The 23080-nt window shown below is 65.3% G+C and carries 22 protein-coding genes and 1 pseudogene; 9 read left to right on the top strand and 14 right to left on the bottom strand.

The features are described 5' to 3' along the window. Positions 1-139: 139 nt before the first annotated feature. Positions 140-436: pseudogene (locus tag QCE64_RS37925) on the bottom strand (methyl-accepting chemotaxis protein); the annotation flags it as partial. A gap of 516 nt (positions 437-952) precedes the next feature. Between QCE64_RS37925 and QCE64_RS15050 the strand changes: the two are divergent. From QCE64_RS15050 to QCE64_RS15015, 8 genes are all read left to right on the top strand, one after another. Next, entirely contained in the window at positions 953-1684 is a 732-nt protein-coding gene (locus tag QCE64_RS15050; protein ID WP_309922503.1) for a gluconate 2-dehydrogenase subunit 3 family protein, read from the top strand. A gap of 4 nt (positions 1685-1688) precedes the next feature. Continuing rightward, entirely contained in the window at positions 1689-3467 is a 1779-nt protein-coding gene (locus tag QCE64_RS15045; protein WP_309922506.1) for a GMC family oxidoreductase, read from the top strand. A 10-nt stretch (positions 3468-3477) separates the two neighbouring features. Then, positions 3478-4851, top strand: a complete 1374-nt coding sequence (locus tag QCE64_RS15040; protein ID WP_310004589.1) for a cytochrome c — start codon at positions 3478-3480, stop codon at positions 4849-4851. A 222-nt stretch (positions 4852-5073) separates the two neighbouring features. Continuing rightward, a complete protein-coding gene (locus QCE64_RS15035) occupies positions 5074-5847 on the top strand; it encodes a class II aldolase/adducin family protein (RefSeq protein WP_310004587.1) in 774 nt (257 codons plus the stop codon). A gap of 11 nt (positions 5848-5858) precedes the next feature. Then, positions 5859-6842 (top strand): aliphatic sulfonate ABC transporter substrate-binding protein, encoded by a 984-nt coding sequence (locus QCE64_RS15030; protein WP_310004585.1) that lies wholly within the window; start codon positions 5859-5861, stop codon positions 6840-6842. Between the two features lie 19 nt (positions 6843-6861). After that, the gene (locus QCE64_RS15025) at positions 6862-7677 is read left to right on the top strand and encodes an ABC transporter permease subunit (RefSeq protein ID WP_310004583.1); all 816 of its coding nucleotides are present in this window, start codon (positions 6862-6864) and stop codon (positions 7675-7677) included. Between the two features lie 3 nt (positions 7678-7680). Further along, the gene (locus QCE64_RS15020) at positions 7681-8403 is read left to right on the top strand and encodes an ABC transporter ATP-binding protein (protein ID WP_310004581.1); all 723 of its coding nucleotides are present in this window, start codon (positions 7681-7683) and stop codon (positions 8401-8403) included. A 24-nt stretch (positions 8404-8427) separates the two neighbouring features. Beyond that, a complete protein-coding gene (locus QCE64_RS15015; RefSeq protein ID WP_309922523.1) occupies positions 8428-9615 on the top strand; it encodes an acyl-CoA dehydrogenase in 1188 nt (395 codons plus the stop codon). A gap of 51 nt (positions 9616-9666) precedes the next feature. Here the strand turns inward: QCE64_RS15015 and QCE64_RS15010 are convergent, their stop codons facing one another. From QCE64_RS15010 to QCE64_RS14980, 7 genes are read right to left on the bottom strand one after another with little or no spacing between them, the layout of a single operon-like run. Continuing rightward, positions 9667-10965 (bottom strand): NtaA/DmoA family FMN-dependent monooxygenase, encoded by a 1299-nt coding sequence (locus tag QCE64_RS15010; RefSeq protein WP_310004578.1) that lies wholly within the window; start codon positions 10963-10965, stop codon positions 9667-9669. Between the two features lie 14 nt (positions 10966-10979). Then, positions 10980-12209 carry an acyl-CoA dehydrogenase family protein gene (locus QCE64_RS15005; RefSeq protein WP_310004577.1) on the bottom strand — a complete coding sequence of 410 codons (1230 nt, stop codon included), beginning with the start codon at positions 12207-12209 and terminating at the stop codon, positions 10980-10982. Between the two features lie 19 nt (positions 12210-12228). Further along, positions 12229-13299, bottom strand: coding sequence for an ABC transporter substrate-binding protein (locus tag QCE64_RS15000; protein ID WP_309922532.1), 1071 nt, complete (start codon positions 13297-13299; stop codon positions 12229-12231). 43 nt (positions 13300-13342) lie between these two features. After that, positions 13343-14161, bottom strand: coding sequence for an ABC transporter permease (locus QCE64_RS14995; protein ID WP_310004576.1), 819 nt, complete (start codon positions 14159-14161; stop codon positions 13343-13345). Further along, a complete protein-coding gene (locus QCE64_RS14990) occupies positions 14158-15063 on the bottom strand; it encodes an ABC transporter permease (RefSeq protein ID WP_310004575.1) in 906 nt (301 codons plus the stop codon). Before QCE64_RS14990 ends, QCE64_RS14995 begins: the two co-directional genes overlap by 4 nt. Next, a complete protein-coding gene (locus QCE64_RS14985; RefSeq protein ID WP_309922539.1) occupies positions 15060-16136 on the bottom strand; it encodes an ABC transporter ATP-binding protein in 1077 nt (358 codons plus the stop codon). Before QCE64_RS14985 ends, QCE64_RS14990 begins: the two co-directional genes overlap by 4 nt. 26 nt (positions 16137-16162) lie before the next feature. Beyond that, positions 16163-17530: an LLM class flavin-dependent oxidoreductase gene (locus QCE64_RS14980; RefSeq protein WP_310004574.1), complete on the bottom strand. Its 1368-nt coding sequence runs from the start codon at positions 17528-17530 to the stop codon at positions 16163-16165. Between the two features lie 248 nt (positions 17531-17778). On the opposite strand from QCE64_RS14980, the gene QCE64_RS14975 reads away from it, so the two are divergent. Further along, positions 17779-18528, top strand: a complete 750-nt coding sequence (locus QCE64_RS14975; protein WP_310004572.1) for an SDR family oxidoreductase — start codon at positions 17779-17781, stop codon at positions 18526-18528. 24 nt (positions 18529-18552) lie between these two features. On the opposite strand, the gene QCE64_RS14970 is transcribed toward QCE64_RS14975, so the two are convergent. The 6 genes from QCE64_RS14970 to QCE64_RS14945 all read right to left on the bottom strand — a co-directional run bounded on the left by QCE64_RS14970 (position 18553) and on the right by QCE64_RS14945 (position 23075). Then, positions 18553-19821: an FAD-dependent oxidoreductase gene (locus tag QCE64_RS14970; RefSeq protein WP_310004570.1), complete on the bottom strand. Its 1269-nt coding sequence runs from the start codon at positions 19819-19821 to the stop codon at positions 18553-18555. Between the two features lie 67 nt (positions 19822-19888). Beyond that, on the bottom strand, positions 19889-20413 hold the full coding sequence (locus QCE64_RS14965) for a DUF4142 domain-containing protein (RefSeq protein ID WP_309932832.1): 525 nt from the start codon (positions 20411-20413) through the stop codon (positions 19889-19891). 223 nt (positions 20414-20636) lie between these two features. Then, positions 20637-21371, bottom strand: a complete 735-nt coding sequence (locus QCE64_RS14960) for an LrgB family protein (protein WP_310004568.1) — start codon at positions 21369-21371, stop codon at positions 20637-20639. Next, positions 21368-21739, bottom strand: coding sequence for a CidA/LrgA family protein (locus tag QCE64_RS14955; protein ID WP_309922557.1), 372 nt, complete (start codon positions 21737-21739; stop codon positions 21368-21370). Before QCE64_RS14955 ends, QCE64_RS14960 begins: the two co-directional genes overlap by 4 nt. 167 nt (positions 21740-21906) lie before the next feature. Further along, positions 21907-22128, bottom strand: coding sequence for a hypothetical protein (locus tag QCE64_RS14950; RefSeq protein WP_309922560.1), 222 nt, complete (start codon positions 22126-22128; stop codon positions 21907-21909). Positions 22129-22193: 65 nt separating this feature from the next. Then, positions 22194-23075: a LysR family transcriptional regulator gene (locus QCE64_RS14945; protein WP_310004566.1), complete on the bottom strand. Its 882-nt coding sequence runs from the start codon at positions 23073-23075 to the stop codon at positions 22194-22196. Positions 23076-23080: the final 5 nt, after the last annotated feature.

Here is a 23080-nt window from a genome sequence, read left to right as displayed (position 1 = left end):
TTCGCGAAACAGGCACGCGGATGCAACCACGTCCCGAAAGCTCGACCGTGGACTTCGCGCTAACTGACGCCTGCCAAACACGGTCGATGCCTGCAGGTTTCCTGTCGGCCGCTCGTGAACGTCGAAAATCGCCTGCCGCTTACGCAGCCGAGACAGAATCACGGTGCAGCCTGAAGACCGCGACTGCATCGCGCAAGGCCCCCGCCTGTTCAGCCAGCGCCTGGGCCGCCGCCGACGCCTGTTCGACGAGCGCCGCGTTCTGCTGCGTGACTTCGTCCATCTGCGTGACGGCCATATTGGCTTGTTCGATGCCAGTCCGTTGCTCTTCTGATGCCGACGATATCTCGCTCACCACGCCCGTCACGCGCTGCACCGAACCCACGATCTCCGCGATCTTGCTGCCCGCATCGCGCACCAGCGCTGGGCCGGTAGCCACGACCACTCTTCCGCCGAACGGCAACCCCGGCTCCCTACCGCCATCCATTCCGAAGTCCTGGCCGGGCGTTGCTGAGCTTCTGAAGGAGCGGAACATTCCGGTGACGTGGCCGGGCCAACCTGCTCCTCAGTCCGAGGACCCGCGTCTGCAGTGAACCCAGGCTTCAAACCCGCATCTGCCGCCCTCTGCGACGGATACGCCATTGAAAATAACAAAACCTATCTTCCACAAGATAGCTTCATATAGTTTATTTATTCATCCGACCTGTCTAAACTTCGCGCCAAAGAAGCGAACGCCGGATCGGGGAAAGCAACAAGGCAACAAGGCATCAAAGAACCGTTCGCTCCTGCTACACACATTCCAGTCCGCCCGCCAAACCGCGAAGCCAAAACAGTCGTCCACGACACTTCGCGAAACCGGGCGCGTCCCCGCTCCGCCCTGACGTGGAGTCGCTTCCGCCAAAGAAGCGGCTGACCCCACACGCATCCCCCACAGACGACCAAGACGAGATAGAGCATGTCGAACGACAAAGAGCCGCGCCGTCGCTTTCTGCGGCAGGTGCTGGCCATCGTGCCCGCGGCCACCGTGGTCCCGGGCGCGGCGCTCACGCAGAGCGCCTGCAGCAGCAACACCACGCCGCCCGCCACGCCCGCCGCGAGCGCCAAGGCCTACGCCCCCACCTATTTCACCGATGCCGAATGGGCCTTCATCCAGGCCGCCATCGATCGCCTGATCCCCGCTGACGATCACGGGCCCGGCGCGCTCGCAGCCAATGTGCACGAGTACATCGACCGGCAGATGGAAACGCCCTATGGCCACGGCAAGCTGTGGTATATGCAGGGCCCGTTCCATCCGGATCAGCCGCCCGAGATGGGCTACCAGATGAACCTCGCGCCGCGCGACCTCTACCGCCACGGCATCAAGTCCTGCGATGACCACTGCATCAAGCAGTACGGCGGCAAGACCTTCGCGCAACTCGATCACAAGACCCAGGAAACGGTCCTCGGCGAGATGGAGCACGCGAAGATCGAATTCGACGTCGTGCCCGCGCGCACCTTCTTCTCCTACCTCCTCGGCAACACCAAGGAAGGCTTCCTGGCCGATCCGATCTACGGCGGCAACAAGGACATGGTGGGCTGGAAGATGATCGGCTTCCCGGGTGCCCGGGCGGATTTCATGGACTGGATCGATCAGCCGGGCGTGAAGTATCCGTACGGCCCGGTATCGATCGACGGCAGGCGGGGGTAAGCAGGTGGCAATCAAGAAAGACAAGGTCGATTGCGTGATCGTCGGGTTCGGCTGGACCGGCGCAATTCTCGGCCAGGAACTGACCGATGAAGGTCTCAACGTCGTCGCACTCGAACGCGGTGCAATGCGCGATACGCCGACGGACGCCAACTATCCGAAGGTCATCGACGAGCTCAAGTACGCCGTGCGCGGCGAACTGTTCCAGGACCTCTCGGGCGAAACCGTGACGATCCGTCATGGCGTCGACGATCTCGCCACGCCGTATCGCCAGAACGGTTCGTTCCTGCTGGGCAATGGCGTCGGCGGCGCAGGCTTCCACTGGAACGGCATGCACTACCGCATGCTTCCGGAAGAGCTGCAACTGCGCACGCGCTATGAAGAGCGCTACGGCAAGAAGTTCATCCCCGAAGGCATGCAGGTGCAGGACTTCGGCGTGACCTACGACGAGATGGAGCCGTTCTTCGACTTCGCCGAGAAGGTCTTCGGCACGTCCGGCAAGGCAGGCAATCTCAATGGCCAGATCCAGGCCGGCGGCAATGCCCTCGAAGGCAAACGCACCTCCGAATTCCCCACGCCGCCGCTGAAGAACAGCCTCGGCGCGCAGTTGTTCGAAAAGGCCGCGCGCGAAGTGGGCTTCCATCCGTACCCGGCGCCCGCCGCGAACACCTCGCAGCCGTACACGAACCCCTATGGCGTGCGCCTCGGGCCGTGCAACTTCTGCGGCTTCTGCGAAGACTTCGGCTGCTACATGTATTCGAAGGCCTCGCCGCAGACCACCATCCTGCCGGTGCTGCTCAAGAAGCCCAACTTCGAACTGCGCACGCGCTCGCACGTCACCAAGGTGCTGCTCGCACCGGACGGCAAGACCGCGACGGGCGTGCAGTACATCGACGCGCAAGGCCGTGAAGTCGAACAGCCCGCCGACCTCGTCATCATCGCGGCGTTCCAGATGCACAACGTGCGTCTGCTGCTGTTGTCGGGCATCGGCAAGCCGTACGATCCGCGCACCGGCACGGGCACCGTCGGCCGCAACTACGCGTATCAGATGAATGGCGCCATCAACGTGATGCTGCCCAAGGGCACGCAGCTCAATCCGTTCATCGGCACGGGCGCGGGCGGCGTCGGCATGGACGACCTGAACGGCGATCAGTTCGATCACGGCCCGCTCGGCTTCGTCGGCGGCGCGAGTGTGCGGCATATCCGTTACGGCGGACGTCCGATCAAGCAGACGCCCACCATTCCGGGCACGCCGAGCTGGGGCAGCGGCTGGAAAGCGGGCGTCACCGATGCCTATCAGCGCCACATGACCATCGGCATCTCGGGCTCGGTAATGCCGTATCGCGATGCCTGTCTCGATCTCGATCCGACCTACCGCGACAAGTACGGCCAGCCGCTGCTGCGCATGACTTTCGACTGGCACGACAACGAATACGCGATGCTCGACTACATCGGCACGCGCATGGAAGACGTGGCGAAGGCGATGAATCCGGAGAAGTACTTCCGCGCGATCCGCAAGAAGGGACAGCACTACGACACCCGCGTCTATCAGTCCACGCACACGACGGGCGGCGCGGTGATGGGGTCGTCGCCGGAAACGAGCGTCGTCAACAAGTACCTGCAAAGCTGGGACGTGCCGAACGTGTTCGTGATGGGCGCCTCCGCGTTCCCGCAGAACATGGGCTACAACCCGACGGGCATCGTGGCCGCACTCGCCTATCACTCGGCGAAGGCGATCCGCGAGCAATACCTGAAGAACCCTGGCGCTCCGCTGGTTCAGGCTTGAGGACACGGCGATGACGAAGAAACAACTCACGATGACCGCAGTGTCGTCGGCAATCGTCGCGGGCGCCGCGTGGGCCGCGCTCGCGTTCGCGCAGCAACCGGCTTCCGCGCCGCGCGTCGAAACGAAGGTCGCGCAGCCGCAGGCGCAAGCAGCGAGCGACGCCGACCGCGCACTGATCGAGAAAGGCCGCTATCTCGCGGCGGCAGCAGACTGCGTGGCCTGTCACACGGCCAAGGGCGGAAAGCCGTTCGCGGGCGGGCTCGGCATCGATTCGCCAATCGGCCGCATCTACTCGACCAACATCACGCCCGACAAGCAAACCGGCATCGGTGACTATTCGGTCGAGGACTTCGACAACGCCGTGCGTCATGGCATCGCGAAGAACGGTTCGTCGCTCTATCCGGCGATGCCCTACGTCTCCTACGCGAAGGTCAAGCCCTCGGACGTGAAGGCGCTCTACGCGTACTTCATGCAAGGCGTGCAACCGGTGAATCAGGCGAACCGCGCAGAGGGCATCGTCTGGCCGCTGTCGATGCGCTGGCCGCTGCGCTTCTGGCGCATGGCCTTCGCGCCGGACGCAATCGCCGACGATACACCGTTGCCCGCCGATCCGGTGGCGCGCGGACGCTATCTCGTCGAAGGTCTCGCGCATTGCAGCGCATGCCATACGCCGCGCGGCGTCGGCCTGCAGGAGAAGGCGCTCACCGATGACGGCCACACCTTCCTGTCGGGCGGCGTGATCGACGGCTATCTCGCGAAGAACCTGCGCGGCGACAAAAAGGACGGTCTCGGAAGCTGGAGCGATGCAGATATCGTCGCGTTCCTGAAGAGCGGACGCACCGCCCATACGGCGGCGTTCGGCGGCATGGCTGAAGTGGTCGAGAACAGCACGCAGCACATGAGCGATGCCGATCTCGGCGCGATCGCCGCGTACCTGAAGACGCTCGCGCCCGTGGATGCCTCGTCGCAGCCGCTGACCGCGAACGCCGATGCAGCGCATGCGTTGCGTGCGGGCACGGATCGCGGCAATGGCGCAATGACCTTCGTCGACAACTGCGCGGCGTGCCATCGCACGAGCGGCAGCGGTTATGACGCGACGTTCCCGACGCTCGCGCTCTCGACCGTCGTCAACTCCGACGATCCCGCTTCGCTGATTCATATCGTGCTTCAGGGCGGCGCCATGCCGTGGACCAAGGCAGCCCCGACGCATTACGCGATGCCCGGATTCGCCGAACGCCTCACCGATCGCGATATCGCCGACGTGCTGACCTTCGTGCGCACGAGCTGGGGCAATCATGCACCGGCGGTGTCGGTGGAGCAGGTCGCGAAGGAACGCAAGGCGATCCACGCGTCGGCCCAACCGACGCGCGCTGAAAACCAGTAAGGCAGCACAGCGCGGGTATGACGATCACGTCACGCCCGCGCCTCTCCCCTCGCCTGCCTCTTCGATCCTCGCGTCATAAGCTCGACGCGCACGCCCTGATATAGATCGAACAATCCATTCGTTTGAACGCTGCTTCGGCTGACTTATGGTCGTGCCAGTGCCGCGCGCCACTTTCACCGCGCCTGCGGCTGCACGATCCGTCACTGCAGGGAGTTCACACGCATGGCTGAAGCAGACCTTGCCGAGGTCGAACGCACTGGCCGCATCGATCTGGCCGCGGCGCATCGCATCGCGGTGATGCAGGACTTGCACGAAGGCATTGCCAATCATTTCTCGCTGTCGCTGCCCGATCCGCGCGGACGCTTTCTGGTCGCGCCGTTCGGACGTCACTGGTCCGAGATCAAGGCAAGCGACTTCCTGACGCTCGACTACGATGCGCAGCGCATCGCGGGCGAAGGCGTGGTCGAGCAGTCCGCGTTGTGCATTCATCTGCCGATTCATCAGGCCGATCCCGTACGCCACGCCGCCGTGCTGCACACCCACATGCCCTACACGACCGCGCTCACGCGTCTGGCCGATCAGCGTCTGCTGCCCATCGGTCAGGCGGAGTTGCTGTTGCTGCGCCATATCGCCTACGACGACGAATACAACGGCCTCGCCTACGACATCGGCGAAGGCCGGCGTCTCGCACGGCGGCTGGGCGACAAGAGCATTCTGTTCCTCGCGAATCACGGCGTGATCGTCACCGGTCGCAGCGTCTCGCAAGCCTATGACCGGCTGTATCTGCTCGAACGCGCGGCGCGCTTCCAGATCCTCGCGTATTCCACCGGCAAGCCGCTGCGGCTGCTGTCACAGGAGCAGCAGGACCGGGTGCATCGTCAATACACCGAGCACGCGCGCGAAGGCGCGGCGTGGTCCGGACGTCCCTATCACGTCGAACATTTCGAGGCTCTCAAGCGGCTCGTCGATCGACACAACCCTGGCTATGAACATTGAGCGACGACAGCATGACATTCAGACCCGATCGACCTGCATCACGCAACCGTCGCAAGCTCATGGCGGGCGGCCTCGCCGCCGCGGCGGGCTTCATGATCGGCGGACCGGCGCGCGCCGCGACGGTGCTGCGCGTGGGCGACATGAACTCCATCGGCTGGAAGGCGTTTCTCGAAGCCTCCGGCGAGGCCAAAAACCTGCCGTATGAAATCGAATGGAGCAAGTTCCCCGCAGGCCAGCAGGAACTGCAAGCCTTCAATGCCGACGCGCTCGATGTCGGCCAGACCGGCGATGTCGTGTTTCTCTTCGCCTACGCCGCCGGCTGCCCGGCTCGCGCGGTCAGCGCCATCACGTTCGCGCCGAGCTTCATTCCGCTGCTCGCGCAACGCGATTCAGGCATCAAGCGCGTGGCTGACCTGAAGGGCAGGAAGCTCGCGGTGAACGCAGGCGGCGGCCCCGAACTGATGACTTACGGCCTGCTGGAGAAAGCGGGCCTCAAGCGCAGCGACGTGAATATCGTATTCCTCGATCCCACCGCAGCGAAGCCGGCGTTCGCATCCGGCGCCGTCGATGCATGGCTCACGTGGGCGCCCTACTCCACGCTCGCCATCCAGCAGAACGGCGCGTATCCGATCGCCAATCTGAGCGATGTGCCGAACCTCTTCAGCGGCAACAACTTCCTGCTGGTTCACGAGAAAGCGGCGCGCGACAAGCGCGATGCGATCCGCGACTTCCTCGCCCGCAGCGAACGTGCGCAACGCTGGGCGCTCGCCAACGTCGATGCGGCAGCGGCCGCGCTCGTCAAGGACACGAAGCTCGATCCCGCCACCGCGCGCTCCCTGCTCGCCGACTTCAAGCCGACGCCCGCGCCGCTCAACGCAGACGTACGCCGCGCGCTGCAACAGTCGGCTGACGGCTTCTATCGCTACGGGATGATCAAGCAGTCGATCGGCAATATCAGCGCGGCCTTCGACGGACAGCTCGCCACCACCGCCTGAACCTTCACGGAGATTCGTCATGTCTCATCCAACGATCGCCGTCGATGCGCCACGTGCGCCGCCCGCACGGCGCAGGCCGCGGGTTCGCTGGCAGCGCTTCGCGGTCCCCACCGTACTGGTTCTGGCATGGGAGCTTGCCGCCACGACCGGCTTCGTCAGCGAGCGGCGCTTCTCGTCGCCTTCGCAGATCGCCGCCACGCTATGGCAACTCGGAGCCAGCGGCGAGCTGGGCATGCATCTGCTCGCGTCGCTGGCGCGCGCGGGCACTGGACTCGCCATCGGACTCTCGCTCGGCGTGGGGCTCGCGCTGCTGGCCGGGCTCTCGCGACGCGGCGAAGACGCCGTCGATGCGCTCCTGCAAATGGCCCGCACCCTGCCGCACCTTGCGCTCGTGCCGCTGTTCATCCTGTGGTTCGGCATCGGCGAGACGCCCAAGATTGCGCTCGTCGCGCTCGGCTGCATGATCCCCGTGTATCTCAATCTGTTCTCGGGCATTCGCGGCGCCGATGCGAAGATTATCGAAATGGCCGGCACGCTCGGCCTCACGCGCACCGAACAGATTGTCCATATCGTGTTGCCGGGCGCGCTGCCTTCGTTTCTCGTCGGCCTGCGCTATTCGCTCAGCATCGCGTGGCTCTCGCTGGTGGTGGGCGAGCAGATCAATGCGTCGAGCGGCATTGGCTATCTCGCGATCAACGCGCAGAACTTCATGCGCACCGACATCATCATGGCGTGCCTGCTGATCTACGCGCTGCTCGGTCTCTTCACCGACGCCCTCGTGCGCGCCGCCGAACGGCGTCTGCTGGCATGGCGGCCCGCAATCATCAAGGACTGAGTCATGGCGACCTGCACTCCAACCGAACCTCTGATCCGCGTGCGTCAATTGACGCGCCGCTTCGGCGAACACACCGTGCTCGACCGCCTGGATCTCGACATCGAACGCGGCGCCTTCGTCGCCTTGCTGGGCCGCTCCGGTTCCGGCAAGTCCACCTTGCTGCGCACGCTGGCCCGGCTCGACAGCGCACCCGCCGGCACCGTCCAGGTACCCGACAAGCGCGCCGTCGTGTTCCAGGAACCGCGTCTGGTGCCGTGGAAGACGGTCGAACAGAATCTCGCGCTGGGTCTGCGCAAACCCGATGCACGCGCCGTGATTGCCGCGGCGCTGAAGGAAGTCGGCGTGGCGCACCGGCTGGATGCGTGGCCGCTGACCCTGTCGGGCGGCGAGGCGCAACGCGTCGCGCTCGCGCGTGCGCTGGTCCGCGATCCGAAAGTCTGGCTGCTCGACGAACCCTTCGCCGCACTCGACGCGCTTACCCGCATCCAGATGCAGCGGCTCATTGCGCAGGTATCGAAGGCGCACGACGCGACGGTGCTGCTCGTCACGCATGACGTCGATGAAGCGCTGCTGCTCGCGGACCGTGTGGTGATGCTGGAGCATGGCCGCATTGGCAGCGACATCGAGATCGATCTGCCGCGTCCCCGACGTCCGACTGATCCCGCCTTCGCCGCCTTGCGCGAACGTCTGCTGGCCGCGCTCGGCGTGGCCGCTGAAACCGCCTGAAGCTCCTTTACCTCATTTGAAACCGTGACTACAGCCCAACTCGAACTGAGCGACCTGCGCGCATTGCTGCCGTGGGTTGCCGAACAGGAAGCCACTCCGCACCGCGACACCGCCGCCTTCAAGGCGACGATGCAGCGCCTGAAAGACGCGCGCCTGGGCGCCTTGCGCTTGCCGCGCGACCGTGGCGGCGCGGGCATCACGCTCGTACAGTTGTTCGACTTCGTCATCGATCTGGCTGCCGCCGATCCGAACGTCGCGCATGCGTTCCGCAACCCGCTGAACTTCGTCGAAGGCCTGTTGATCGATCGCGCACGCGTGCCGGTCTATGAGACCTTCATCGATCGTGTCGCTCGCGGCGAGACGTTCGGCTCATCGGCGACGGAACTGGGCAAGCGCAACGTCGGCAACTTCGACTACGAAACCGCCGTGACGCAAGGCGCAGACGGCCTGCGCCTCAACGGCCAAAAGTTCTACAGCACCGGCAATCTGTACGCGGACCATATCCATGTCTATGCCGTCAATGCGCAAGGCAAGCCGGTCAAGGTCGTCGTGCCGGCGACACGCGCGGGCGTCCATATCGCGGATGACTGGGACGGCTTCGGCCAGCAGTTCACGGCGAGCGGAACGACCACCTACACCGACGTGCGCGTGACGCCCGACGAGATCATCGACAACGAGAACGTGACGAAGCTTCCTTATGTGGCGACGTTCGCGCAGTTGTATCTCTCGGCGGTGGTGGCGGGCGTGCTGCAACGCGTGGTCAAGGATGCCGCGCTGCTGCTCAAGTCGCGCGAACGCAACTTCTATCACGCGGTCGCGGAAGTGCCGGGCGACGATCCCTTGTTGCTGAGCGTGATCGGACGGCTCGAAAGCGTCGCGCATCTGGCGCGCGTCGGCGTACTGGAAGCGACGCAATGGCTGGAACGCGGCTTCGCGAGCGCAGCGTCCGGCGATGTCTCGTCGCATGCCTTCGAGCAAGCAGCCGCGAGCACGGCGAAGTCCAAGGTCGTCATCGATGATCTGGCCATCCGTGCCGCCGGGGAACTATTCGAAGTGGGTGGTGCATCGAGCACGCGCATTGGCAAGCGGCTCGACCGGCACTGGCGCGCATTGCGCACGGTGACCGCGCACAATCCGCTGATCTACAAGGCGCTCGCGATAGGCCGGCAGGCGACGCACGACACACCGCTGCCCAACCTCTCATACTTCTGATCCATGCAACTACGCCGGCGCAGTGCCGGCGTGATTGCAACAACAACCACATCATCCCGCGCGCACGCGTTCACGCAAAGTCGCGTGTTCGTAGGTCTCCGGACGCAGACCGCGCCGCTTCAACTCGGGCACCACGAGATCGACGAACTCGTCCATGCAGGCCGGCAGCGCATGCGTGATGCAGATGAAACCATCGCCGCCGCCTTCGTCCAGCAGCTTCTCCAGCTGATCCGCCACCTCAGCCGCCGTGCCGACCACATGCGGCCCCTGACCCGCCGCGAAATGCCGCGCGATCTCGCCAAGCGGCGTTTCCGGCGCGAAGTCCTCGGTGATGGTCGCAAGATGTCCGCGTATGCCGCTCGTCCCGCCGATATCCGGAAACGGCGCATTCGCATCGAAGCGTGAAAGGTCCGTGTTGAGAAAGGCCGAAAGCATCGTCAGGCCTGCTTCCACCGTCACGTTGCTGCGAATCGCCTGCTGCTTCTGCAAAGCTTCTTCGCGCGTCTGCCCGACGATCGGCACGATGCCCCACAGGATGCGCACGTCATCGGCGTGGCGTCCGGCTTGCGTCGCTGCGCCCTTCACCTTGTCGACGAACTCGCGCATGCCGCGCGCCGAATGCCGCAAGCCGAACACGAGATCCGCGTGACGGCCCGCGAAGGCCGCACCCGCACTCGACGATCCCGCCTGCGCGATCAGCGGCCTGCCCTGCGGCGAGCGCGGCACGGTGAAGCGTCCGTGGCTCGAAAAGAACTCTCCGTCGAAGTCGATCTTTGCGACCTTCGACGGGTCCGCGAACACGCCCGACGCACGATCCGCGACGATTGCATCCGGCTCCCAGCTGTCCCACAAGGTCTGGCACAGGCGCAGATATTCATCGGCACGGCGATAACGCGTGTCGTGTTCATCGAGCGCCTGGCCGAACTGGCGCGCTTCCGGCTCGCCAGCTGTCGTGACGAGATTCCAGCCAACGCGACCTTCGGTCAGATGATCGAGCGTCGCGAACTGGCGCGCGACCCAGTACGGCGGCAGGAACGCGGTGCTCAAGGTCGTGACGAGGCCGACATGCTGCGTCACGCGCGCCATGATGGAAATCAGCGGCAACGGATCGTGACGCGGACACTGCACGGCCCAGCGCAGCGTGTCGTCGCTGTCGCCGCGATAGGTCTCGTAGATGGAGTAGGAATCGGACAGGAAGATCGTGTCGATGCCGCCGCGTTCCGCCGTGCGCGCGACATGCTCCCAATACGGCGCGCGATCATAACGATAGCCCTGGAACGAACGCGGCAGCCGCCATTGCCCGACCGTATGCGGCGACGCCGAATGTGAGAGAAAGAAAGCCAGCAGCACGGTTCGCCTCCTGGTCAGCGCGTGGACACGTTGGGGCGCTCGACGCCCAGCACATGCCGCGCGACGATGCCCTTCTGCTTGTCGACGGAATCGTGCAGCGAGAGCGTGCGCGCATTGCGCCAGTGCCGGTCCGCCGCCACGCTGCGAGTGGCCGAGCGCGCGCCGCCGATCTGGAACAGGCGCGATCCCGCTTCGATCGAACTGCCGCTCGCATGCACCTTGGCCTGATAGACGGCAACGAAGACATCGGCGATATCCGCTTCGCCGCGCGTGAAGGCGTCCATCTTGCGCGCCGCCTCGGCAATCAGCGCCCGGCTCGCCGAGAGCGCGATGCGCACGTCCGCGACATGCGCCTGGAGCGCCGGTTCTTCGGCCGCGCGCGCATAACCGTTGGTCGGCTTCTGCACGTGATGGATGAAGTGCAGCGTGTCGTCGAGCGCCGCTTCGCCGATGCCCGCGAGAATCGCCGCGAAGCCGAGCTGATAGAACGGCGCGAAGATGGCCGCCGCCGGCACGCTGGCCGGATTGCCGACGATCTGCCGCGCCTCAATGATAGTTTCTTCGACAATCAATTTGCCGCTGGCCGTCGAACGCTGACCGATGCCGTCCCACGTATCCAGCACGCGCACCGCTTCATGCTCACGTGGCAGCACCACCAGCACGGACTCGGGCGGTCGGTTCGGGTCCGCGCTCACCGTCGCGCACTGGAACAGCGCGAAGCCGCAACCCACCGAGCCTGTCGCGAACGCCTTCTCCGCCTTCACGCGCCAGCGGCCGTCGGCGAGACGTTCGGCGCTCGACTTGATGTTGATGCGCTTGTTGTCATAGGTGAAGCGCTCGTCCGGTTCGGCGGCCGTGAAGCAGAAGGTCGCGCCTCGCTCGCGCACCGCCTGCGCCACTTCATCGACCAGCGTAGCTTCGCCCAGCAGTTCGAGCGAGAACAGCGCGCCCGTCTGCACGGTGAACAACTGCGCCGTGTTGCTGCATGCACGGGCTATCGCGGTAACGGCATCGAAGTAATGCGCGAAGCTCGTCGTGCGGCCGAAGTCCGCACCGCCGCGTGCGCTCGACAATCCCGCAGTGAGCAAACCGGCCTCATGCAGCGAGCGAATCTGCTCGTACGGATAAGACGCGGCTTCGTCCACTTGCGCCGCACGTTGCTTCAGCAGTGGCGTCGCAATGTCGAGCGCGCGGTGCAGGCGCGCGGGAACATCGTCGGCATGCGCCGGGTCGATCTGGTTCATCGCCATGCTCCTCGTCCTGTTAGCGGCCCGACACGATGGTCCGGTTCCACAGGTCCTGCGCACGTTCATGCGCGGCCCAGAACTTGTCCCAGTTCGGGTGATAGAGCGTCTTGGCCTGCTCGGGCTTGTAGATGAGCTTGGCGGCCAGTTGCGGATCGCCGTCGATGACCGGCGTCAGCAGGCGATTGGTCGGGCCGTAGTAGAAGTCCGTCGCATTGCCCAGCTGATACAGCGCGCCATGGATCTCGTTGAGGAACTGCGCGGCGAGCTCGGGATGCGGCGTGCCCTTCACGATGTCCGCCGTCGAAGCAAAGGCAATCGAGCCTTCCTTCGGACGCACCGCGCGCGCGGGCTTGTAGGCGTCCTGCAGCGCATAGGCGCGGCCATCGGCGATGACGGTCAGCCAGATATCGCCCGATTTGATGAGCTGTTCCGCCTGCTGCGAGGTCTGCCAGAAAGTACGCGCCTTGACCCTCGCAATCTCGGCGACGGCCTTGTCGAGATTGCCTTCGTCGCCGCCATTGAGTCGCGAAGTTTCGATCAGCAACGCGCGCCCCGCGCCGTTCGCGAGATCGGGCAGCGCGACGTGTCCCGCGAGCTTCGGGTTCCACAGGTCCTTCCACGAAGTCGGCGCGGGAATGCCCGCCTGCGCGAACTTGTCCGCGTTGTAGACGAAGATCGCCGACACGAAATCGAAGTCCGGGCCATAGCCTTGCGCGTTCTTCGCTTCGTCGAAAGCGAAGCGCGTATTCGGCACCTTCGCGGGATCGAACTTTTGCAGCACGCCTGCCTTGATGGCCTGCGCGCGCACGTCGCCATCGAGCAGCACGACGTCATAGGGCACGTTGCGGCCGTTCGCGGCGATCAGCTTGGCGACGTGATCGATCGACGCCCCGTCGATGAACTGCACCTTCACGCCGGTCTTGTTGGTGAAGATGTCGCCCGCATACTTGATCTGCGTCTGCGTGGACTTGCCGCCCCAAGACGACACACGTAACACGACGTCCTTCTGGTCGGCGCCTTGCGCATGCGCGACGTACGTGAAGAGAGAGGCGACCAGCGCCAACGCGAGTTTGCCGAGTACTTTCAAAATAAGCCTTTCGTAGAGAAGCGGATGGATCGATGAAGCGCACTCAGCGCCGGGAAAACATGCGTTCGAGATGGAAGAAGCGGTTGAGCACGAGCGCGAGCACCGCCCAGAAGGCGACGATCAGCGTGGACAGCGCGGTGATGGCGTTGTCGAATTCGACTTCCATCGCGTTGAAGAGCTTGACGGGCATTGTCGGACGGCCTGGGTCGCCCATGAACCACGCGACGACGACATCGTCGAAGGACAGGACGAACGCGAACAACATGCCCGCGATCACACCCGGCGCGATGAGCGGCGCTGTGATGCGCCAGAACACCTGCCACGGCGTGGCGCCGAGGCTCTGCGCGGCTTCGTCGAGCGCGTTGTCGTAGTGCGCGAAGCTGGCGATCACGGCGCGGACCACGAGCGGAAACGTGAAGACGGCCTGCATCAGCACGATGGCGGCCGTGTTCCCGTTCAGGCCGATGTCCTGGAACTGCGCGGCCAGCATGAAGAACTTGAAGCCCGCCACCGCGATGACGATGGTCGGCACGCCGAGCGGCGCAACACACAGCGCATTGACGAGGCCGCGGCCCGCGAAGCGCCCGCGCACGATCGACAGCGCGAGCGGCACGCCGACGGCAGTAGCGAGCGCCGTGGTCGCCGCGCCGAGCCAGACGCTGTAGCGCAGCGCGTCGTACCAGCCGGGCGCAATGCCGCGATACCAGCCAAGGGTCCAGTCGCTCGGCGGAAACGCGAGCGCGCCGCTCTTCGAAAACGATGCGCCGACAATGCCGACGAACGGCAGCAGCAGGAACACCGGCACCGCGAAGATCGCGATGCGCAGCAGCCATTTCGGCAGGAAGGAAGCGACGGCGTTCATGTGCGCGCTCCGCTCACGCGCAGCGCGAGCCACATCGACGCGAGCGCGGCGAACATCGTGAGCATGGCCGCGGTGGAGCCGACCGGATAGTTGAGTACGTTATGCATCTGTTGATCGATATAGAGCGCCATGAACATCACGCGATGCCCGCCGAGTATTCCCGGTGTCACCAGCGCGCTGATCGCGGCCATGAAGACCATCGACGCGCCCGCCGCGAGTCCGGGCCGGCACAGCGGCAGCACGACGCGCAAGAAGGCTTGCGCGGGCGTCGCGCCGAGATTGATGGCGGCCTCTTCGAGCGCCGGATCGATCTTGCGGATCGCGCCGGTCAGCATCAGCACCATGAAAGGAAACTCCACGTGCACCATGCCGATCAGCGCGCCGATATAGTTGAAGATCCATTCGAGCGGCGTCTTGATGACGCCGAGCGCGAGCAGCACGCTGTTGAGCATGCCGTGCTCGGTCAGCACCGGAATCCAGCCGAGATTGCGGATCACCGCGCTGATGAGCAAGGGCAGCACGGTGACGAAGAGCATCGGCGTGCGCCAGCGTGAGTGTGTGCGCGCCAGCCAGTAGCTGAACGGAAAGCCGCACACCGCGCAGATCAGCGCGGTCAATGCGCCGAAGCCCAGCGTATCGAGCAGGATATGCAGGTAGTACGCGTCCGACAGGAAGCGCACGTAGTTCGCGAGAGTCCAGGCGTCATCGACCCGTCCCAGCGAACCGCCGCCATGCAGCGACAGCACCAGCAGATAGCCCAGCGGCGCCACGAAGAACACGCCGAGGAAAGCGAGTCCCGGCAACGCGAGCGCGCCATAGACCGCCTGCCGCCGCCGTTCCAGGGAGGGCTGCGCAGGTGCACGGGCGAGCTCCGTCGCGACGAGCAGCGTGTCGTCGCTCATGCGGACACCTCGTCATGCAGCAGGACGCCGTCGCCGCGTTCCCAGCCCAGCGCGACATGCTCGCCGGGCGCGGGCGCGGCGCGGCCGGTGGTGCGCACGATGAGCGGATCGCCCGCAGATGTGCGCACTTCGAGATACCAGCCGTCGCCGGCATAGGTCGCGAGTTCGACGCGGCCCTGCACGCGGTTCGCCGCGCCTTCGCCCATCCTGATGCGTTCCGGCCTGAGCGCCAGCAGCAGCGGATCGCCGGGCCGGGGCGCGGGCCGGCCTTCGAGATCGACCTCGAAGGTTCCGGAGGACCTGGCCCGCACATGCAGGAGGCCGTTGCCGTCCACGTGCGACGCCGCGACTTCGAGCAGATTGATCTTGCCGATGAAACTCGCGACATGGCGATCCACCGGCCGGTCATACAGCTCCTGCGGCGAACCGATCTGGCCGATGACGCCCTGCCGCATCACCACAATGCGATCCGAGAGACTGAGCGCCTCGTTCTGATCGTGCGTAACGAAGATCGTCGTGATGCCGACTTCGCGCTGAATGCGCTTGATCTCGGCCTGCAATTCCTCGCGCAGCTTCTGGTCGAGCGCGCCGAGCGGTTCGTCGAGCAGCAGCACGCGCGGATTGATGACCAGCGCCCGCGCCAGCGCGACACGCTGTTTCTGTCCGCCCGACAGTTGCTCCGGATAGCGGTCGGCATAGCCGGACAGGCGCACGAGCGCGAGCGCCTCGGCCACGCGTGTCCTGATCTCCTTGCCCGCGAGCTTGCGGATGCGCAGGCCGAACGCGAGATTCTGCGCCACCGTCAGGTGCGGAAACAGCGCGTACTGCTGGAACACCATGCCCGTGTTGCGCCGGTGCGCGGGCACGCGTGTCACGTCCTCGCCGCCGATATGCACCGACCCCGCATCCGGCTGCACGAAGCCCGCGACCATGCGCAGGCAGGTGGTCTTGCCGCAGCCGCTCGGGCCGAGCAGCGTGAGGAATTCGCCGTCGCGCACGGAGAGCGAAACCGAATCGACGACGGGTGCGCCGCCATAGCGCTTGACGACGTTGTGCAGCTGGACAGTTGCCATGATGAATCCTTCTTCGCAAGCCGCGTTCAAATGGAGCGATAACGCGCGCCCGGATGGGTGTCGCGCAGATGCGGCCCGCGGCCCGCGAACAGCTTTTCGCGCAAGGTGCCCTCGGCATAAGCCGTGCGATAACGCCCCCGGTTCTGCAACTCGGGCACGACCAGATCGACGAAGGCATGCAGGCTTTCCGGCATCACGGTGCGGCGGAGGTTGAAGCCGTCCACGCCGGTTTCATCGGCCCATGAGATCAGCTGATCAGCAACCTCGGCGGGACTGCCGACGATGAACGGTCCACGCCCGCCGGTCTGGTCGAAGCGCGTCATGTCGCGCGGCGTGATGGGCCGCCCGGCCCGTTTCGTCAGATTCTCGACGGTCGATTGCAGCGCGTTGCTCTTCACATAGCGGATCGGTTCGTCAAGATCCATGGCCGCGAAGTCGATGCCTGTCCATCCCGATACCAGCGCCAGTTGCCCGAGCGTATCGACGTATTCCGCGTATTCAGCGTGCAGTTCGCGTGCTTCCTGCGACGTGGGCGCCACCACCACGGTCGCACCGAGATAGAGCAGCAGATCGTCGGCGGCGCGGCCGGCATCGACCGCATGCGCGCGGATGTCGCGCGCCGCAGCCGCCACTATGGCGGGCGTCTGGCCTTCGAGGAACACGCACTCGGCATGCTTGCCCGCGAACGCCTTGCCGCGTCCGGATGCACCGGCCTGGTACAGCACCGGCGTGCGTTGCGGCGAGGGCTCGACGAGATTGAAGCCATCGACGCGGAAATACGGCCCTTCATGCTGCACACGGCGGATGCGCGACGGGTCCGTGTACGGCTTGCCCGCGCGCCTGTCGCGCACCACGGCGCCATCCAGCCAGCTTCCTTCCCACAGCTTGTAGACGGCCTCCAGAAAGTCTTCGCCGGCCGCATAGCGTTCGTCGTGCTCGCGCGCCTTGTCGAGTCCCATGCCGCGCGCCGCGCTCTCCAGATAGCCAGTGACGACGTTCCATCCCGCGCGTCCGCCGGTCAGGTGATCGAGCGTCGAGAAACGCCGCGCGAACTGGTACGGATGCTCGTAGGTCAGGTTCGCCGTCACGCCGAAGCCCAGGTGCTTCGTCGCATGCGCCATCGCGGGCACGGTCAATAGCGGATCGTGCGACGGCGATTGCGCAGCCGAGAACAGCGTGGCGTCCACGCCGCCGCCATGGACATCGTAGATGCCGAAGACATCGGCGAGGAACATGCCGTCGAACAGGCCGCGCTCGGCGGTCTGCGCCAGCTCGACCCAATAGCCGAGCGTGTTGTGTTCGAGCGAGCGGTCGCGCGGATGCCGCCAGAATCCGGCCCACGAATGCGCCGGGGCATTCATGTGAAACGCGTTGAAATGCAGATGTGTGGTCATGTGCGGGCCTGCGGTCAACAGTCAGCGGTCAGCGCCGACGAATTCGGAGCCATACAGACTAGGAGCGCGCGGGCCTGCGACCAACCAAGTTCATCTGCTAAGTAAAGCGCGCCGCGGCTGCATTGGGCATGGCAAGCCGGGTGGATAACTTAGCCATGCGAGGATCGGAAGCTTTCGCAAAATCATCCGTTGGTTCCGTTCGCGCGACGCAGCACCATGGCAGGCTTTCAGCCACGGTGACTTCAACCATGTCCAGTCAGGATCGGGAACACTTCAAAGACCGCGTGTACTGGGTCACGGGCGCTTTCGGCGCGCTCGGCGCGGCCACCGTACGGCGGCTCGCCGAGGCGGGCGCGCATGTGGTGGCGTCGTCGCGGAATGTCGACGACACGCTGTTCGCCGACTTGCCGCGCGTCGTGCCCTTATCGGTGGATGTCGCCGACGACGCGCGCGTGCGCGAAGCATTCAGGCAGATCGAAGAGCGCTTCCAGCGTCTGGACGGCCTCGTGCTGAGCACGAATGTCGGCGCGTTCGGCGATTTCCTCGATCTCACCGACGCCGACTGGCAACGCGTCATCGACGCGAAGCTGCTCGGCTCCGTGCGGCCCCTACGCGCCGCGCTGCCGCGTTTCATTGCGCAGGGCACGGGGGCGGTCGTCGCGATCTCGGGACGCGGCGGCATCGCGCCGCCGCCGAATCACTTTCCGGGTTCGAGCGTGAATGCAGCCCTCGACTTGCTCGTGCAAGGACTCGGGCGCAAGTACGGGCCGCATGGCGTGCGCGTCAACGCCGTCGCGCCGGGGCCGATCCAGTCGCCGCGTTTCGCGTCGATGGCGTCGGGCCAGAACGACGCGGAGCCCACGCGTCTCACCGCGCTCGATGGACCGGGCACGCCGGAAGACGTCGCGTCGGCGGTAGCCTATCTGCTGTCAGATGAAGCGCGTTTCGTCACCGGCACGCGGCTGTATGTGGATGGCGGCGGGCCGCCTTATGCTTGAACCTTCGCTTCGGGCCGTGCGTCACTAGCCGCCGAAGCGCGACATCGAGAACGGATCGAGTTCGGGCACAGCCTCGCCGTGAATGGCCTTCGCCAGCAGACGCCCGGTAGTCGCGGAACCCGTCAGCCCGAGATGCCCGTGACCGCAAGCAAGCCATAGCCCGGCGTGACGCGGCACCGCGCCGAGCACGGGCATGGAGTCCGGCATGCAGGGCCGGTGGCCCATCCAGGTGCTCGATCCACCGAGCAGATCGAGCGCGGGCAAGCCTTCCTTCGCATGCCGCGCCAGCAACGCCGCGCGGCGCGGATTCGCTTGCCGCACCAGTCCGCCGAATTCCACCGTGCCCGCGATGCGCAAGCCGGTGTCCATCGGCGTGATGAAGACCTTGCGGTCGGTCAGCACAACGGTGCGGGACAGGCGCGTGCCGCTCTCCGGCACGTGGACGTGATAACCGCGTTGCGATTCCAGCGGCACACGCACGCCGAGCGGCGCGAGCAATTGCGTGGACCAGGCGCCCGCGGCCACAATCACGTCGCGCGCGAACAAGGTCGAATCGTCCGCGAGGGTCAGCGCCCAGCCTTGCGCCTCCGGACGCAATGCCTTCACTTGCGCGCGCCTGAAGCTCACGCCCGCCTGCATGACGGCGCGCGCAATCGCAAGCGCATAGCCGTGTGGATTGAGCACCGAGTGATCGTTTTCGACGAACAGGCCCAGCGTGTAGTCCCGTGAGACGTCGGGCTCCATGTCCTGAATCGCGCCGCCCGACAAACGCGTGAGCTTCGCGCCATGTTCGGTCTTGAGCGCCCAGCCAAGCGCGTCCTTGGCCAGTTGCGCGTCCGAGCGGTAAAGGTGCAGTTGTCCCGTCGTCCGCAGGCCGGCTGCATAACCGGCCTCTTCCGCGAGTTCACGGTGATCCGCTTCGGCACTGTCGAAGAACGCACTCAGCGAGCTCGCGATCTCACGGACGCGGCTCTCGCCCGCCGATCGCACGAAACGCCAGAGCCAGCCCGCTGCATGCGGCAAGTAGGACGGCGGCAGATAGAGCGGGCCGTCCTCGTCGCGCAGCATCGACATGGCGTTCTTCAACACGCCCGGCATCGCCAGCGGTGCGACGGAATGGTAAGAGAGCGCGCCCGCATTGCCCATGGAACATTGCGATGCAGGCTCGGCGCGATCGATCAGCGTGACGCTGCGGCCCAGTTTGCGCACGTGATGCGCGACCGCCAGGCCGACGATGCCTGCGCCGATGACGGCGACGTCAGTGGAAACCGAAGAGGAAGGCGTGCTGTGCATCGAAGAGAGAAAGGTGAACGCGTCGATCAGGACTCTAGCATCGACGCGTCACCGCTACCGCTCCGACTTACTGCACGCCCTTCATGGCCGCCAGATCCTGCGCCATCTTCAGGTGCTTCTGGATGGTGGGCAGCGCCTTCTGAGCGGCCTTCCTGAGATCGGCATTCTGGCCTTCCTGCGCTTCCTTCTGGAACGCGGCAACCGCCTTCTCATGTCCTTCCACGCCGACCTTCTGGATATACATCTTGTCGAACTCCTTGCCCTTCAGCGGCTTGAGGGCATCGATCACCGAGGTATCCGAGTTGTCCTTCGGCACCGCGACACCATGCGGCGCGGCCATCTTGAGCTGCAACGTCAGCTTCGTATGGTCGATCATCATGTGATGCGCGAAGTTCTTCACGTCCTTGTCCTGCGACTGGCTTGTCGCGAGCTTGGCGGTATCGATCTCCGTGGAGCTGGATTGGGTGGCGGCCTGGACGAACGCCTTGTCGACTTCAGGCAGATCGTTGGCCTGCGTGGTGCTCGCGGCCTGCGTTTGCGCCATGGCGGCAAGCGGCGTCATGCCGATCAGCGCGGAAGCACACAGGGTCATCAGGGCGGGGCTGGCTTTCATGAGAGTCTCCTCGGTTGACATTCACAGGGGTCCTGATGCGACAGCAATGCGAATGCCACGTCGCCTGTGCCCTTCCTGCTTCCATTGCTCTTGGTAACCGGCGAAAAAAAAGCCCGCTGAAACACCGCGGGCCAAGCCATCAACAACGTCACGTCCCGGAGCGGGGACAAACACTGCCGAGCAACGTACGGACCTGCCCGCGTTAAAACAGCCGCGACAGGAACGGCAGCAGCACCGGCACGACGAACGCCGTCAGGATGCCGTTCAGCCCCATGCCGAGTCCCGCAAACGCGCCCATCTCCTCGCTGACCTGAAAGGCGCGCGCCGTGCCGATCCCATGCGACGCCACGCCCAGCGCAAAGCCGCGCGCCTCGACCTCGGTCACGCGCAGCAGGTTGAGCAGACCCCGCGCAATCACCGCGCCGAACACGCCCGTCGTGATGACCAGCACTGCCGTCAACGACGGCACGCCACCGATTTCCTTCGCCACCGCCATCGCGATGGGCGTCGTCGCGGACTTGGGCGCCAGCGAGGCGATCGACTGATGCGATGCGCCGAGCAGCTTCGCCACGGCCACCGCCGAGACGATCGCCGTCAAGGAACCCGCGACGAGACTGACGACGATGGGTATCGCCAGCCGCTTCAGATTCGGCAGCTGGCGATAGAGCGGCAGCGCCAGCGCGACGGTCGCGGGTCCGAGCAGGAAGTGCACGAACTGCGCGCCGTCGAAGTAGGTGTCGTAGGGCGTCGCGCTCGTCTTCAGCGCGACGACGACGATCGCCACGGCAATCAGCACCGGATTGGCGAGCGGATTGAAGCGGCACGCGGCATAGATGCGCTGCGCGATCAGATAGGCGAGCAGCGTGATGGTGAGTCCCAGCAGCGGCGTGGCCGCGAGGTAGACCCAGATTGCGCCGAAACGGGGAGCCGGGATCATGCGCGGCCTCCGGTCGGATCGGACAAGCGGCGTTGACGCCGCAGCATCGCGCGCATGACGAGCGCGGTGACGGTGATGGCCAGCGCCGTGCTGATGGCGACGGAGAGCGCGACGGCCAGCACGTCGCCGCGCAACGCGCTCGCCGACACCATGATGCCGACGCCCGCCGGCACGAACAGCAGCGACAGATGCCGGAGCAGTTCAAGCGCAGTGCCTTCGAGTGCGGCGGCTTGCGCGGGACGCAGCGTCATCCAGGCAAGCAACAGAAGCATGCCGACGACGGGACCGGGAACGGGAATGCTGAAGAGGTAGGAGAGCCCTTCTCCGAGACACTGGAAGACGAGCAGAGTGGCGATGGCGGCAAGCATGATGGGGGCCTCGGGCGTGGGATAGGTCGTGACACCTGTCCCGCGCTCGGCGCAAGCACGGCATGCATGGCATGCACGGCAACATGCACGCGGCAGCCGCACCGGCCGAATGCGGGGCGATCATTCTACTGCCGCTGCTGCCCCCATCGCTGCGCTGACTTCGTTGATCAGCCGCGCGCTTCCGTGCCCTTCAACTCGTCATGCTTGTGCGAGTGAGTCGCCCCGTACTTCAGTTCGAAATGCGCGCCTTTGCCACTGCGCGTCGGCGGGAAGTGCTCGCCTTCGACACAGGTGACTTCGAACGTATTCTTGCCGTCATCGTGGACCACGGAATAGATTCCCGAGACCTTCACGATTTCGCCCGGCTTGTAAGCGGTATCTCCGGCCATATCGACCTCCATGAAATTGACGTAGCTCTTGCACAGCAAGCCGCATACCGCTGGACTCGACCGTTTCAAGCTTCCGCCCCTTGCACCAGCTCGATGAACTGCTTCAGGCAGGGATTGCGATTTGCGCGCGACCACACGAGCACCTGCTCGACGCACGGCGCATCGACGAGTTCGCGGAACACGACGCCGGCCAGCCTCGCCTTGCTCATCGACCGCGGCACGAGCGCCACGCCCGCTTCCTCGTTGACGAGGCTCAGCACGGTCTGCTGCAACTGCACCTCGAAGCCGACGACCGGTTCAAAACCGCCCGAGCGGCAATGCTGGTCGATGACGGCCCTGAACTTGGGCGCCACTTCTTCCATGGCGAGCACGAAGGTTTCTTCCGCAAGTTGCGCGATCCTGATGCGCCGCTGTTTCGCCAGCCGATGCCCGCGCGGCAGCGCCACGCACAACGGCTCCGAGAAGATGGTCTCGGTCGTGAGGCTCCTGTCGAAGATGCCGGGAAACATGATGGCCGCGTCCAGGCTGCCGTCGACGACCCGCTGCGACAGATCGTTCGAGACGACCTCGCGAAGACTCACATCGACATCGGGACAGGCCGCGCTGAAGCGCCGCGCATAACCGGGCACCACGCTGTAGGCGGCGCACATCGTGAAGCCCAGCGACAACGCGCCCGCCGTTCCCGCCGCCGCCGCCCGGCAGTTCGTCTGCGCCTGCTCCAGCGCGGCTAGCACGGCTTTCGCATCGATATGGAAGCGCTCACCGGCGGCCGTCAGCGTCACGCCACGCGGCCCGCGTTCGATCAGCTTCACGCCCAGTTCCTTTTCGAGCGCGATCAACTGCCGGCTGAGCGGCGGCTGCGACAGATGCAGCCGCGCCGCTGCGCGCCCGAAATGCCGCGTCTCGGCGAGAACCACGAAGTAGCGCAAGCGCTTGAAATCGATCATCGATG

Origin of the sequence: Caballeronia sp. LZ043 (assembly GCF_031451075.1) — a bacterium.
Classification (GTDB): domain Bacteria; phylum Pseudomonadota; class Gammaproteobacteria; order Burkholderiales; family Burkholderiaceae; genus Caballeronia.
The sequence above is the reverse complement of the archived record's forward strand: the minus strand, read 5'-3'. Positions and strand labels throughout refer to the sequence as shown.